This is a genomic window from Streptomyces aurantiogriseus, assembly GCF_014649375.1.
Taxonomy (GTDB): domain Bacteria; phylum Actinomycetota; class Actinomycetes; order Streptomycetales; family Streptomycetaceae; genus Streptomyces; species Streptomyces aurantiogriseus.
This window is the reverse complement of sequence record NZ_BMSX01000021.1, coordinates 133,120-146,811: the sequence shown is the minus strand read 5'-3', so window position 1 is coordinate 146,811 and position 13,692 is coordinate 133,120. Positions and strand designations below refer to the sequence as shown.

Annotated in this window: 12 protein-coding genes and 1 riboswitch; of the genes, 4 read left to right on the top strand and 8 right to left on the bottom strand. The window is 70.0% G+C overall.

Translation table 11 applies throughout. The annotated features are described in order from the left end of the window. Positions 1-24 precede the first annotated feature (24 nt). The 5 genes from IE263_RS35880 to thrC form a co-directional block, all read right to left on the bottom strand. Positions 25-1,233: a S8 family peptidase gene (locus tag IE263_RS35880; RefSeq protein WP_189942233.1), complete on the bottom strand. Its 1,209-nt coding sequence runs from the start codon at positions 1,231-1,233 to the stop codon at positions 25-27. A 258-nt stretch (positions 1,234-1,491) separates the two neighbouring features. Further along, on the bottom strand, positions 1,492-3,114 hold the full coding sequence (gene groL, locus IE263_RS35875) for a chaperonin GroEL (RefSeq protein WP_189942232.1): 1,623 nt from the start codon (positions 3,112-3,114) through the stop codon (positions 1,492-1,494). 414 nt (positions 3,115-3,528) lie between these two features. Continuing rightward, entirely contained in the window at positions 3,529-3,732 is a 204-nt protein-coding gene (locus tag IE263_RS35870) for a cold-shock protein (RefSeq protein ID WP_004986573.1), read from the bottom strand. 452 nt (positions 3,733-4,184) lie between these two features. Continuing rightward, positions 4,185-4,460, bottom strand: a complete 276-nt coding sequence (locus IE263_RS35865) for a ubiquitin-like small modifier protein 1 (protein ID WP_189942231.1) — start codon at positions 4,458-4,460, stop codon at positions 4,185-4,187. A 114-nt stretch (positions 4,461-4,574) separates the two neighbouring features. After that, positions 4,575-5,855 carry a threonine synthase gene (gene thrC, locus IE263_RS35860; RefSeq protein ID WP_189942230.1) on the bottom strand — a complete coding sequence of 427 codons (1,281 nt, stop codon included), beginning with the start codon at positions 5,853-5,855 and terminating at the stop codon, positions 4,575-4,577. 18 nt (positions 5,856-5,873) lie between these two features. Beyond that, a riboswitch (SAM riboswitch) is annotated at positions 5,874-6,029 on the bottom strand. A 177-nt stretch (positions 6,030-6,206) separates the two neighbouring features. Here thrC and IE263_RS35855 point away from each other — a divergent pair. Together IE263_RS35855 and IE263_RS35850 are read left to right on the top strand one after the other, a co-directional pair. Continuing rightward, positions 6,207-7,178: a glucosyl-3-phosphoglycerate synthase gene (locus tag IE263_RS35855; protein ID WP_189942229.1), complete on the top strand. Its 972-nt coding sequence runs from the start codon at positions 6,207-6,209 to the stop codon at positions 7,176-7,178. A gap of 107 nt (positions 7,179-7,285) precedes the next feature. Beyond that, a complete protein-coding gene (locus tag IE263_RS35850) occupies positions 7,286-8,758 on the top strand; it encodes an alpha,alpha-trehalose-phosphate synthase (UDP-forming) (protein WP_189942228.1) in 1,473 nt (490 codons plus the stop codon). Here IE263_RS35850 and otsB read toward each other — a convergent pair. The 3 genes from otsB to IE263_RS35835 all read right to left on the bottom strand — a co-directional run bounded on the left by otsB (position 8,746) and on the right by IE263_RS35835 (position 11,337). Next, positions 8,746-9,606: a trehalose-phosphatase gene (otsB, locus tag IE263_RS35845; protein WP_189942227.1), complete on the bottom strand. Its 861-nt coding sequence runs from the start codon at positions 9,604-9,606 to the stop codon at positions 8,746-8,748. The genes IE263_RS35850 and otsB overlap by 13 nt on opposite strands. 148 nt (positions 9,607-9,754) lie before the next feature. Then, positions 9,755-9,994 carry a DUF3263 domain-containing protein gene (locus IE263_RS35840; RefSeq protein WP_189942226.1) on the bottom strand — a complete coding sequence of 80 codons (240 nt, stop codon included), beginning with the start codon at positions 9,992-9,994 and terminating at the stop codon, positions 9,755-9,757. A 23-nt stretch (positions 9,995-10,017) separates the two neighbouring features. Further along, the gene (locus tag IE263_RS35835) at positions 10,018-11,337 is read right to left on the bottom strand and encodes an ABC transporter substrate-binding protein (protein WP_189942225.1); all 1,320 of its coding nucleotides are present in this window, start codon (positions 11,335-11,337) and stop codon (positions 10,018-10,020) included. Positions 11,338-11,491: 154 nt separating this feature from the next. Here IE263_RS35835 and IE263_RS35830 point away from each other — a divergent pair, with 154 nt between their 5' ends. Both IE263_RS35830 and nagA read left to right on the top strand, forming a co-directional pair. Continuing rightward, positions 11,492-12,436, top strand: coding sequence for an ROK family protein (locus IE263_RS35830; RefSeq protein ID WP_189942224.1), 945 nt, complete (start codon positions 11,492-11,494; stop codon positions 12,434-12,436). Further along, the gene (nagA, locus tag IE263_RS35825) at positions 12,436-13,668 is read left to right on the top strand and encodes an N-acetylglucosamine-6-phosphate deacetylase (RefSeq protein WP_189942223.1); all 1,233 of its coding nucleotides are present in this window, start codon (positions 12,436-12,438) and stop codon (positions 13,666-13,668) included. The genes IE263_RS35830 and nagA overlap by 1 nt, the downstream gene beginning before the upstream one ends. Positions 13,669-13,692 lie beyond the last annotated feature (24 nt).

The window sequence follows — 13,692 nt, the reverse complement described above, 5'->3', positions numbered from 1 at the left end:
CACCGGCCGGTCCGCGTGGTGCGGCTAGGGAACGAGCCTCAGCAGCCTGTTGGGCGAGCCGGTACCGATGTTGCGCAGCACTCCGGACGTCGCGCCGTTGACGAGGGCACTGTGCACGGCCGCCGGGCTCGCGGTGGGGTGGGACGTGAGGTAGACGGCCGCGGCTCCCGCAACATGGGGGGTGGCCATCGAGGTGCCGGAAAGGGTGGCTGTGGCGGTGTCACCGGTGTGCCAGCCGCCGGGGATGGAGGAGCCGGGGGCGAACAGGTCCAGGACAGAGCCGTAGTTGGAGTAGCCGGCCCGGTAGTCGGCACTGGTGCCGGCACCGACGGTGAGCGCGGCGCTCACGCGGGCGGGCGAGGAAGAGCCGGCGTTCGCGTTCGAGTTGCCGGCGGCGACGGCGTAGGTGACGCCGGAGGCGATGGAGTTCCTCACCGCGGTGTCCAGCGCGATGCTGGCGCCACCGCCGAGTGACATGTTGGCGACCGCGGGACGGGCGCTCTGGGCGGTGACCCAGTCCACGCCCGCGATGACGCCCGAGGTCGTGCCGGAACCCTCGTTGTCGAGAACGCGTACCGCCATGATCCTGGCGGCCTTCGCCACACCGTACGTGGTGCCCGCGACCGTGGTGGCGACATGCGTGCCGTGTCCGTTGCCGTCGGCGGCGATGGTGTCCCCGTCGATCGCGTCGTACCCGTACGCGGCGCGCCCGGCGATCTGCTGGTGGGTGATGCGCACACCGGTGTCGATGACGTACACCGTGGCGCCGTTGCCGGCCGTGTTCGGGTAGGTGTACGTCCTGCTGAGCGGAAGCGTCGCCTGGTCGATCCGGTCCAGTCCCCAAGGGGGGTTGGTCTGGGTCGCGTCGAGGGTGACCCTCTGGTCCTTCTCGACGAACGCGACGGCGGGATCCGCCGCGAAACTCCGCGCCCCGGCGGCGCTGACGTGGACGGCGTAGCCGTTCATCGCGGTGTGGTAGGTCGCCGCCACGGTGGCGCCGTACTTGGCCGCGAGTTGCCGGCCTTCCTGTGAGGCCGCTCTGAATCCGGCGGACGACTTCAGCGTGACGAGGTAACTGTTGTCGATGCCGTAGGGGGAGTTCTCGTTCAGGACCTTTCCGGCGGCCGGGGCCGCTTCGGCGGGCAGGACGGCGCCGCTTCCCATGGCGGCGGCCGCGACGACCGCGGCGACGGCTGCGACGGCTCGGCGCCGGGTCGTGAAGATTTTTCGCATGCTGAAGAGCCTTCCTCGGGCGGGCCCGTACCGCTGTGCGCGGTTACTGCTCCAGCGAGGATGACCTCATCGTTCATGCGCCAATATGACTCTTTGTTACGTTTCGCCCTTTTGTGGCGGCCGGTTGCTGCGTATGGGCCCCGTCCGCCGGGCGAACGGTCCGCCGGGCGAACGCCCGAGGGCGGCACCCCCTGTGGGAACAGGGAGTGCCGCCCTCGGTACGAACGGACGGAACCGATCCTCGAAGGTCTCGAAGGATCAGAAGTCCATGTCACCGCCCGGCATGCCGCCGCCGGCCGGGGCCGCGGCCTTCTCCGGCTTGTCGGCGATGACGGCCTCGGTGGTGAGGAACAGCGCGGCGATCGACGCGGCGTTCTGCAGCGCGGAGCGCGTCACCTTGGCCGGGTCGATGATGCCCTCGGCGACCAGGTCGACGTACTCGCCGGTCGCGGCGTTCAGGCCGTGACCCGGGGTCAGGTTGCGCACCTTCTCCACCACGACGCCGCCCTCGAGGCCGGCGTTGACGGCGATCTGCTTCAGCGGGGCCTCGAGCGCCAGCTTGACGGCGGCGGCACCGGTGGCCTCGTCGCCCTCGAGCTCCAGCTTCTCGAAGACCTGGGAGGCCTGGAGCAGGGCCACGCCACCACCGGCGACGATGCCCTCCTCGACGGCCGCCTTCGCGTTGCGGACGGCGTCCTCGATGCGGTGCTTGCGCTCCTTGAGCTCGACCTCGGTGGCGGCACCGGCCTTGATGACGGCCACGCCGCCCGCGAGCTTGGCCAGGCGCTCCTGGAGCTTCTCGCGGTCGTAGTCGGAGTCGCTGTTCTCGATCTCGGCGCGGATCTGGTTCACGCGGCCCGCGACCTGCTCGGAGGAGCCGGCACCGTCGACGATGGTGGTCTCGTCCTTGGTGATGACGACCTTGCGGGCCTTGCCCAGCAGGTCGAGGGTCGTGTTCTCGAGCTTGAGACCGACCTCCTCGGAGATGACCTCGCCGCCGGTGAGGATGGCGATGTCGTTCAGCATCGCCTTGCGGCGGTCGCCGAAGCCCGGGGCCTTGACCGCGACGGACTTGAAAGTGCCGCGGATCTTGTTGACGACCAGGGTCGACAGGGCCTCGCCCTCGACGTCCTCGGCGATGATCAGCAGCGGCTTGCCCGACTGCATGACCTTCTCCAGGAGCGGGAGCAGGTCCTTCACGTTCGCGATCTTGGAGTTCGCGATCAGGATGTACGGGTCGTCGAGGACGGCCTCCATACGCTCCATGTCGGTGGCGAAGTACGCCGAGATGTAGCCCTTGTCGAAGCGCATACCCTCGGTGAGCTCCAGTTCCAGACCGAAGGTCTGGGACTCCTCGACGGTGATGACGCCTTCCTTGCCGACCTTGTCCATCGCCTCGGCGATGAGCTCGCCGATCTGGGTGTCGGCGGCGGAGATGGAGGCCGTGGAAGCGATCTGCTCCTTGGTCTCGACGTCCTTCGCCTGCTCGAGCAGGGCGGCGGAGACGGCCTCGACGGCCTTCTCGATACCGCGCTTGAGGGCCATCGGGTTGGCACCGGCGGCGACGTTGCGCAGACCCTCCTTGACCAGGGCCTGGGCGAGAACGGTCGCGGTGGTCGTACCGTCACCGGCGACGTCGTCCGTCTTCTTGGCGACTTCCTTGACCAGCTCGGCGCCGATCTTCTCGTACGGGTCCTCGAGCTCGATCTCCTTGGCGATGGAGACACCATCGTTGGTGATCGTGGGGGCGCCCCACTTCTTCTCGAGGACGACGTTGCGACCCTTGGGGCCGAGCGTCACCTTCACGGCGTCCGCGAGCTGGTTCATGCCGCGCTCGAGGCCGCGCCGCGCCTCCTCGTCGAACGCGATGATCTTGGCCATGTGAAGTGGTCCCTCCAGGACTGGGGGTGATTCCTTCGGACCGCGCCCGCGCCCGCGACGGACGGCTCCCCGACCGGTGGTTCCTTGCCCCACCCGGCCTGCGAGCCTCACCGACCCGGTCCTTCGTTGTCACTCTCACCTTCAGAGTGCTAACGCCAATGATTAGCACTCGGCATGCCCGAGTGCAAGGTGCGCCTGCGAAGCAGGCTCGATGAGGAGTGGTGGTCGGGTGACAGTTCCCTGCTCGCCCGCGCAGCGGGCTCCGTGAGGGGCGGTGGTCGGGCGGCGGGTGGGAGCAAGCGCCTCGGGGGACGCGGGGGCAGGGTCAGCCGCCCGCGAACACCGGCGCGCGGTGCCCGGGCAGCACGAAGGGCCCGCACCCCGTCGGGATGCGGGCCCTTCGCTGAAAAATGTTCAGGCGGTGACGCGAACCATGTCGGCCTGCGGGCCCTTCTGACCCTGCGAGATCTCGAACTCGACCCGCTGGCCCTCTTCCAGGGTGCGGTAGCCGTCCATCTGAATCGCGCTGTAGTGGACGAAGACGTCCGCACCACCGTCGACCGCGATGAAGCCGTACCCCTTCTCCGCGTTGAACCACTTGACGGTGCCCTGAGCCATGCCTAACTCCCCTATTACTGGCCCTTGCACAGATCCACACTTCGCGGACCCGGGTCAGACCTCACCCCCCAGTTGGTTGGGGGCGTGCGCCGGAACGCGTCGACCGCGGCTGAATGTATCTGTCCAACTGCCGTCTGCAACAGGTCAATCGGACGAGAATTCTGGACGTCGACGGTCCGGAATATGGTGAGAATTCCCCCGAATTCAGGGCAAGTCGGGCCCCATAAAGGGAACATAAGGCGCAAAACACCTACACACTTTGGCTACTTCTCATCGCATGTGAAGCCGGAATTCCAGGGCCTCCGGCATGCGAATGGCGGCGCGTTCCCCAACTGTACCGCGCTCAACCACACTGAATTGCCCCCTCCACTTCTCTCACGGAGGGGGCAATTCGATGAACTCTCGGTAATCAATGTTACCGACGGTTACTACTGGCGGGTACTGAATCCGGATCAGCCGCCCGCGACCGCCGGAATGATCGACACCCCGGCGCCTTCCGGGGTCGCCGTCTCCAGCCCCTGCTCGAACCGGACGTCGTCGTCGTTCACGTACACGTTGACGAACCGGCGCAGCTTGCCCTGGTCGTCGAGAACACGCGCGGCGATACCGGTGTGGTTCTTCTCCAGGTCGGCGATGACCTCGCCGAGGGTGGCGCCCTCGGCGGAGACCTCGGCCTGACCGCCGGTGTAGGTACGCAGGATGGTGGGGATGCGGACGGTGACGCTCACGTGGGACCTCCGGTCAGTACAGCGCCCCCGAGGGGCGCGGGGCTGTAACAAATTGCGGCTCCGCCGCGGGGGCGCGACCGGCCCCCCACCGGCCCCGCGGACGAGAACAGCTGCTTACGCGAGACCAGCCTCGCGGAACGACTCCAGGTTGGGACGGATGGTCGCGGTCAGCCCGGTACCGGCCACCGCGTCCAGCGTCTTGAGACCATCACCGGTGTTCAGCACCACCGTCGTCAGCGTCGGGTCGAGAACACCGTTCTCGATCAGCTTCTTCGTCACGCCGACGGTCACACCACCGGCGGTCTCCGCGAAGATCCCCTCGGTCCGGGCGAGCAGCCGAATCGCGTCGACCACCTGCTCGTCGGTCACGTCCTCCACCGCGCCGCCGGTACGGCGCGCGATGTCCAGGACGTACGGCCCGTCCGCCGGGTTGCCGATGGCCAGGGACTTGGCGATGGTGTTCGGCTTCTGCGGGCGGACGACGTCGTGGCCGGCCTTGAAGGCGACGGACACCGGCGAGCACCCCTCGGCCTGCGCACCGAAGATCTTGTACGGCTTGTCCTCGACGAGCCCGAGCTTGATCAGCTCCTGCAGACCCTTGTCGATCTTGGTGAGCTGCGAGCCGGAGGCGATGGGCACGACGATCTGGTCGGGCAGCTGCCAGCCGAGCTGCTCGCAGATCTCGTACGCCAGCGTCTTGGAACCCTCGGCGTAGTACGGCCGCAGGTTGACGTTGACGAAGCCCCAGCCCTCGCCGGCCGGGTCGCCGATGAGTTCGGAGCAGAAGCGGTTGACGTCGTCGTAGTTGCCCTCGATGCCGACGAGTTCGCCGCCGTAGATCGCGGCCATGACGACCTTGCCCTGCTCCAGGTCGTGCGGGATGAACACGCAGGAGCGGAAGCCGGCGCGGGCGGCGGCGGCGCCGACGGCACCGGCGAGGTTGCCGGTGGAGGAGCAGGACAGGGTGGTGAACCCGAAGGCGCGGGCGGCCTCCAGTGCCTGGGCGACGACCCGGTCCTTGAAGGAGTGCGTCGGGTTGCCCGAGTCGTCCTTCACGTACAGCCCGCCGGTCACGCCCAGTTCGCGCGCGAGGTTGCCGGCCTTGACGAGCTTGGTCCAGCCGGGGTTGATGTTGGGCTTGTCCGCCACGTCGGCCGGGACGGGGAGGAGGGGCGCGTAGCGCCAGATGTTCGCGGGGCCCGCCTCGATGCGCTTGCGGAGCTCCTCCGTTTCGTAGGAGGAGAAGTCGTACGCGATCTCGAGCGGGCCGAAACACTCCTCGCAGGCGAAGAGCGGGCCGAGGGGCACGCGGTGGCCGCATTCGCGGCAGCTCAGCGCGGCGGCGGGACCGAGATCGACGGAGTTGGTGGTGGGTGCAACTGTCTGCGCAGCCATGTGAGGCGAGGCCCTTTCTCCTCATCTTCCTCACGACGCATCTCGCCGTGAGACGGATTTGGCACCTTCCCTAGCCGGGAGCCTCGCGAGCGATCGTCACTGATCGCTACGAGACCGGCTGGAGGGTTGCCGGGGCTTCATCGGGCCGTGTCCCTCTGCCCCTCTGGATGAGCGGTATGTGGTTGTGAACGCGGGCGACCCCCGGACATGCGATGGTCATCCGCGTTGTTCAAGACTGTAACCGAAGGCCAGGACAGTTGAGATAGTCGTCCGAACCGCGAGACGGATCACACGGTGACCCCTCGTGCACCTGGTGTGATCACGACAGTCGACAGTGAGGAGCCGCAGACCGTGCTGGAAGAAGTCGAGCGCTGGCTGGCCACCCGCTCCTGGTCCGTGACCGATCGCCCGCTCCACAGGATCCTGGCCGCGAAGCGGGCCACGGGCCAGACGGTGTCCGTCGTGCTGCCCGCGCTGAACGAGGAGGAGACGGTCGGCGACATCGTCGCGGTCATCCGTCACGACCTCATGCAGCAGGTCCCGCTCGTCGACGAGATCGTCGTCGTCGACTCCGGCTCCACCGACCGTACGTCGGAGGTCGCCGCGGGCGCCGGGGCGCGAGTCGTCCACCGGGACGCGATCCTCCCCCGGATCCCGAGCGTGCCCGGCAAGGGCGAGGTCCTGTGGCGCTCCCTGCTGGTCACCACCGGGGACATCGTCTGTTTCATCGACGCCGACCTGAAGGAGTTCTCCTCCGACTTCGTCTCGGGGATCGTGGGCCCGCTGCTCACCGACCCCGGGGTGGACCTGGTCAAGGGAATGTACGACCGCCCGCTGGGCACCGAGTTGGATTCGCCCGCCTCCGGCAGGACCGCCGGCCAGGGCGGCAGGGTGACGGAACTGATGGCCCGTCCCCTGCTCAACATGCACTGGCCGCAGCTGGCCGGCTTCGTGCAGCCGCTGGGCGGTGAGTACGCGGCCCGCCGCAGCCTGCTGGAACAGCTGCCGTTCCCCGTCGGCTACGGCGTGGAGCTGGGCATGCTGGTCGACGCGCTGCACCTGGTGGGCCTGGACGCGCTGGCCCAGGTCGACGTGGGCGTACGCAAGCACCGCCATCAGGACGGGCAGGCGCTCGGCCGGATGGCGGCGGCGATCTACCGCACGGCCCAGCTCCGGCTGGCCCGCGGACACCTCGTCCGGCCCTCCCTCACCCAGTTCGAGCGGGGCGCGGACGGCTTCGAGCCGCGCACCTACTCGGTGGACACGGAGGAACGGCCGCCGATGGCGGAGATCGCGGAGTACGCGGCCCGCAAGGTCGCGTGACCCGGCCGCGTCACACGGATGAGCGGGCCGTATACGGCTGGATATGGCCCGTCAACGCAGTGCATCCGTACGTTTGAGCGGATCCGGACCGGGCTAGGTTGAGGCGTATGGCTTCCACGCACGGTGCTGCTGCCCAGGGTGCTGAAGGTGCTCAGGTGCTGGTCGCGTCCAACCGCGGCCCGGTCTCGTACGCCGTCCGCGAGGACGGTTCGCTGCACGCCAAGCGGGGTGGCGGCGGACTGGTCTCGGGTCTGTCGGCGATCGGCCCCGACGCGGGCGCCCTCTGGGTGTGCTCGGCGCTCTCCGACGGCGACCGCGAGGCGGTACGGCGCGGGGTCGGTGGTGGGGGTGCCCCCGCTCGAGCGAAGCCGAGAGTGGGGGACGGCGTGCGGATGCTGGACATCCCGGCGGACGTGCACGCCGACGCGTACAACGGCATCGCCAACTCGGTGCTGTGGTTCATCCACCACCTGCTGTACCAGACCCCGCTGGAGCCGGTCTTCGACGCGGAGTTCCGGCGCCAGTGGGCGTCGTACGAGACGTACAACCGGGCCTTCGCACAGGCGCTGGCGGAGGAGGCGGCTCAGGGCGCGGCGGTCCTGGTGCAGGACTACCACCTCTGCCTGGTCCCCGGCATGCTCCGCGAACTGCGCCCGGACCTGCGCATCGGCCACTTCTCGCACACACCGTGGGCGCCGGCGGACTATTTCGGCCTGCTCCCCGACGACATCCGCACCCAGCTCCTGCGCGGAATGCTCGGCGCGGACCGCCTGGGCTTCCTCACCCGGCGCTGGGCGGACGCGTTCACGGCGTGCTGCACGGAGTTCACCGGAGGCCTGGGGAGGACCGAGATCGGTGTCCACGGTCTGGGCGCCGACGGCGACTTCCTGCGCGCCCGCTCCCACGAGCCGGACGTCGAGGAACGCATGGCCGACCTCCGCGAGGAGATCGGCACGGCCCCCGACGGCAGCGCCCGCAAGGCGATCGTCCGCGTCGACCGCACCGAGCTGTCGAAGAACATCGCGCGCGGCCTGCTGGCGTACCGGCAGCTGCTCGACGACCACCCCGAGTGGCACGAGCGTGTCGTCCACGTCGCCTTCGCCTACCCCTCCCGCCACGACCTCGCCGTCTACCGCGAGTACACGGCCGAGACGCAACGGGTGGCGGCAGAGATCAACGAGCGGTACGCCACACCCGGCTGGAACCCGGTCGTCCTCCATGTGAAGGACGACTTCGCCCGCTCCCTGGCCGCGTACCGCCTCGCCGACGTGGCCCTGGTCAACCCCATCCGCGACGGCATGAACCTCGTCGCGAAGGAGGTCCCGCTCGTCGCCGACAACGGCTGCGCACTGGTGCTGTCCCGGGAGGCCGGCGCGTACTGGGAACTGGGCGACGACGCGATCGTCGTGAACCCCTACGACATCATGGAGACCGCCCGCGCCCTGCACCAGGCGCTGACCATGGGGCCGGAGGAGCGGGCGGAGCGCACCAAGAGGCTGGCTGCAGCCGCGACCGCGCTGCCTCCGGCCCAGTGGTTCCTGGAGCAGCTGCAGGCGCTGCGGGCGATTCAGCCCAGCTGATCCGCCAGCGTCCGCAGCAGTCGTACGACACCGGCGGGCCCGTCGACGACGAGGTCGGCGCGCTCGGCGAGCTCGGTGACCTCGGCGCTGCCGCTCGCCACGAGCAGACCGGGAAGGCCGTCGGAGCGGAGCTTCTCGACGGCGGCGAAGGCGGGAAGGTCGCCGAGGTCGTCGCCGGCGTAGAGAACGGACTCGGCGCCGATCTCACGGACGTATTCGGTCAGCGCCACGCCCTTGTCCACGCCGGGCGGCCGCAGCTCGAGCACCATCCGGCCGGGCTCGACGATCAGCCCGTGCCGGGCGGCGAGGTCGGTGAGGGGCTGCCGGAGAGCCTCGAAGGCGGCCTGGGGATCACTGGCCCGCCGTGTGTGCACGGCGACGGCCCGCCCCTTCTCCTCCACCCACGTCCCCTGCCACGCCCCGGCCGCGTCCAGCACCCCCGGCAGCTCGGCCCGCACGGCGGCGACACCGGGGTGCGGGGCGGGCGCGGAGACGGTACCGGTCCGCGCGTCCCACCGCTCGGCCCCGTAATGCCCGAGCACGGCGAGATGCTCCAGCCCCGGCACCCCGGCGAACCCCCCGTTGCGCACGGCCACGGCAGCGGGGCGACCGGTGACGACCGCGACGGAGGCGACCTTGGGGGCGAGTTCCGCGAGGGCGGGCACGGCATCCGGGTGCGCCCGGGCGTCATCCGGATTCTCGACGATCGGCGCGAGCGTGCCGTCGAAGTCGAGCCCGATGAGGGCGGTACGGGGACCGGCCAGGATCGCGTCGAGGCCTTGTCGGCCGTGGGGTGTGGTGGGGGTGGGGAGTCCGGGTTCCGTGGAGTGCGTCTCTTGGGTGCCCATACGGTGACGATAACCGCGGGGGTGAGGTCATCCCAGCCCGTCCGGCGTTTGAGGACGAGGCCCGTTCAGGGCCGACGGGGGTCTGGGGGCGGAGCCCCCAGGGGACGGCAACCCCTGCCCACCCGCACAACCACCCCCGCAGGCAACCTCAACGCTCCGCCCGCCGACCCTCCCGCACCCTCCGCAACCGATTCACCGTCACCGGATCAAGGGCCAGCGCCCTCGGATCATCCAGCAAAGCATTCAGCAGCTGGTAGTACCGCACCGGCGACAACCCCAGCTCCTCCCGGATCGCCCGCTCCTTCACCCCCGCCGCGGGAAACCCACGCCGCTCCAGCGCGAGGATGCCCCGCTCCCGCGCCCCCAGCTCTTCCTCCGGCCGCTCCATGCCCGCACCGTAACGCAGGCGGCTCACCCGGCGGAGCCGCTCTCCACCGTGGTGGCCGTCGCCTGCAGCTGGCCGAGGACACCGGCCGGGCTGCCGGACGGCGTCACGGCCTGCCCGATCCGCTGCTTGATGTCCGCGCTGACCGTCGCCCAGGAGGTCCGCCCCACGGGATACAGCTCGGACAACGGGAGCTGGTCCAGGAACGGCTTGAGGTCCGCGTCCTCCGCGGCCTCGCTCATGACCAGGGACGCGGAGTTGGTGACCGGCAGCAGGTCGTACTCGCGGGAGAAGTCGAGGACGTTCTCCTCGCTGTAGACGAAGGTCAGGAACTCCTTGATCTGGTCGGCGTGCCCGTTCTGCTTGAAGGCGGTCATCCAGTCGGCGACGCCCATGGAGACCTTGGCGGGGCCGTCGACGCCGGGCATGGGCACCATGCCGAACTTCACGCCCTTCTTCGCGGCCATCTTCATCAGCGAGGGATGCCCGTTGAGCATCCCGACCTGCCCGGCGGCGAACGCCGCGAACGCGTCGGCCCGGTTGAGCTTGTCCGGCGCGACCGGCCCGGTCAGGCCCTTGCCGACCAGGTTGTTCTTCAGCCAGGAGAAGGTCGCGACGTTCTCGGTGGAGTCGAGGCTGTAGCCGGTGGCGGTCGCGGTGTAGCCGCCCCCGCCGCTGAGCAGCCACTGCATCGTCTCGGCCTGCGCCTCCTCCGGCCCGAGGGGCAGTGCGTAGGGGTACTTCACGCCCTCCGCCTTGAGCGCCTCGGCGCCGTCGGCGAGTTCGGCCCAGGTGGTGGGCGCGGTGATCCCGGCCTTCTCGAAGAGGCTCTTGTTGTAGAACAGCAGCCGCGTCGAGGAGGCGAACGGCATGCCGTACTGCACGCTCCTCACCTCGCCCGCGTCCGCGAGCTGGGGCACGAAGTCGGCCTGGACGGGGATGGAGAGCACTTCGCTCGCCTTGTAGAGCAGGTCGTCGGCGGCGTAGTCGGAGTACGCGCCGATCTGCGCCATGTCGGGCGCCTTGCCGGCGTCGACCATCTCCTTGACCTCGCGGTCGACGTCGTTCCAGGAGTACACGGTCACGTCGACGGTGACGCCGGGGTGGTCCTTCTCGTACGCCTCGACGAGCTCGTCCCAGTACTTCTTCGAGCTGTTGGCGCTGCTGTCGCCGTAGTCGGCGGCGACGAGTCTCAGGGTGACGTCGCCGGAGTCGCCGCCGACCCCGCAGCCGGCGAGGACCGCCGTCATGCCCAGGGCGGACGCCACCGCGATCGTTCCTGACTTCCTTGCCCGCCGCTGCACTGCTTCTCCTGCTGCCTGATGGCCGAGCCCGATGAAACGCATATGAATGCTCCGACCAATGAAACCGATATGCGGAATAAGGTCTACACCACGCAGGTGGACTAGACCTCTTCCGGGCCCTGCGCAGCTGCACGGTACCCCCAGGATGCGCAAGTGGACTAGACCTCTCGCGGGTCCTCGGGCCACACTGTCTCCCGTGAGACATGTCATCGCCCTCGATGTGGGCGGCACCGGGATGAAGGCCGCACTGGTCGGCGCGGACGGCGCTCTGCTGCACCGGACCCGCCGGGCCACCGGGCGCGAACGCGGCCCCGGCGCGGTCGTCGCCGACATCCTCGACTTCGCCGCCGAGCTGCGCGAACACGGCGCCGAACACCTCGGCGAGCCCGCGTCCGCGGCCGGTGTCGCCGTCCCCGGCATCGTCGACGAGAATCATGGCACCGCCGTCTACTCGGCCAACCTCGGCTGGCGCGACGTGCCCCTGCGCGACCTGCTCTCCGAGCGGCTCGGCGGCATCCCGGTCGCCCTCGGCCACGACGTACGCACCGGAGGCCTCGCGGAGGGCCGCATCGGCGCGGGCCGGGGCGCCGACCGCTTCCTCTTCGTCGCCCTGGGCACCGGCATCGCGGGTGCGATCGGCGTGGGGGGCCGGGTCGAGGCCGGCGCGCACGGCTTCGCGGGCGAGATCGGCCACATCGTCGTACGGCCCGGCGGGACGCCCTGTCCCTGCGGGCAGCACGGCTGTCTGGAGCGGTTCGCGTCGGCGGCGGCGGTGAGCGAGGCATGGGCGCAGGCCTGCGGCGACCCGGAGGCGGACGCGGCCGACTGCGCGAAGGCCGTCGCGTCCGGCGACCCGAACGCCGTCCGGATCTGGCAGCAGGCGGTCGACGCCCTCGCCGACGGTCTCGTCACCGCCCTCACCCTGCTGGACCCGCGCACCCTCGTCATCGGTGGCGGCCTCGCCGAGGCAGGGGAAACCTTGTTCACACCACTGCGGGACGCCGTCCGCCGACGCCTGACCTTCCAGAAACTGCCGGAGATCGTGCCGGCGGGCCTGGGGGACACGGCGGGATGCCTCGGTGCCGGGCTCCTCGCCTGGGATCTCCTCGACAACACCGACCGTACGGAGGTAACCGCCTGATGGCCACCGCCTCAGGGGCGCGGGACGCGACATCCAGCGGCTCCGCCGCGTGCGCGCGACCAGCCACCACACACCCGCAGCCCGCATCCGGCGCACGCAGGCAGACGCTCGTCGGCGCCCGGGTGGTGCTGCCCACCGGCACCGTGCCCGACGGCAGCATCACCATCGACGGCACCCGCATCTCCGGTGCGACCCCAGCAGACGCCCACGTCATCGACGTATCCGGCCACTGGCTGGTCCCGGGCTTCGTGGACATCCACAACCACGGCGGCGGCGGAGCCTCCTTCTCCGGCACGGCCGACGACGTACACAAGGCCATCCACGCCCACCGCCGCCACGGCACCACCACCCTCGTCGCCTCCACCGTCACCGACGACATGGACCTCCTGGTCCAGCAGGCCGGGCTGCTGTCCGAGCTGGCCGAGCAGGGCGACCTCGCCGGGATCCACTTCGAGGGCCCGTTCATCTCGCCGTGCCGCAAGGGCGCGCACTCCGAGGAGCTGCTGCGCGACCCGGACCCGGCGGAGGTGCGCAAGCTGATCGACGCGGCGCGCGGCAAGGCGAAGATGGTCACGCTGGCCACGGAGCTGCCGGGCGGCATCGACTCCGTACGGCTGCTGGCCGAGCACGGGGTGATCGCGGCCGTGGGCCACACGGACGCCACGTACGAGCAGACGGTCGAGGCGATCGAGGCGGGCGCGACGGTCGCCACCCACCTCTTCAACGCGATGCCCACCCTCGGCCACCGCTCCCCCGGCCCGATCGCCGCGCTCCTGGAGGACGAGCGGGTCACGGTCGAGCTGATCAACGACGGCGTCCACCTCCACCCGGCCGCCCTGGAGCTGGCGTTCCGTCACGCGGGCGCGGGCCGTGTCGCGTTCATCACGGACGCGATGGACGCGGCCGGTATCGGCGACGGCCGCTACCTGCTCGGCCCGCTGGAGGTCGAGGTCAGCGAGGGTGTGGCCCGTCTGGTGGAGGGCGGCGCGATCGCGGGGTCCACGCTCACCATGGACCGCGCCTTCCAGCGGGCGGTGACGATCGACCGCCTCCCGGTCGAGGACGTGGTCGCGGCCCTGTCCGCCAACCCGGCCCGCCTGCTGGGCATGGACGACCGCGTGGGCTCCCTGGAACCCGGCAAGGACGCCGACCTGGTCCTGCTGGACGAGAACTTCGACCTGAAGGGCGTGATGCGGCGCGGGGATTGGGTGGTCGATCCCCAACTGGCCTGAATCGTCCGCCCGGAGAGAGACGGT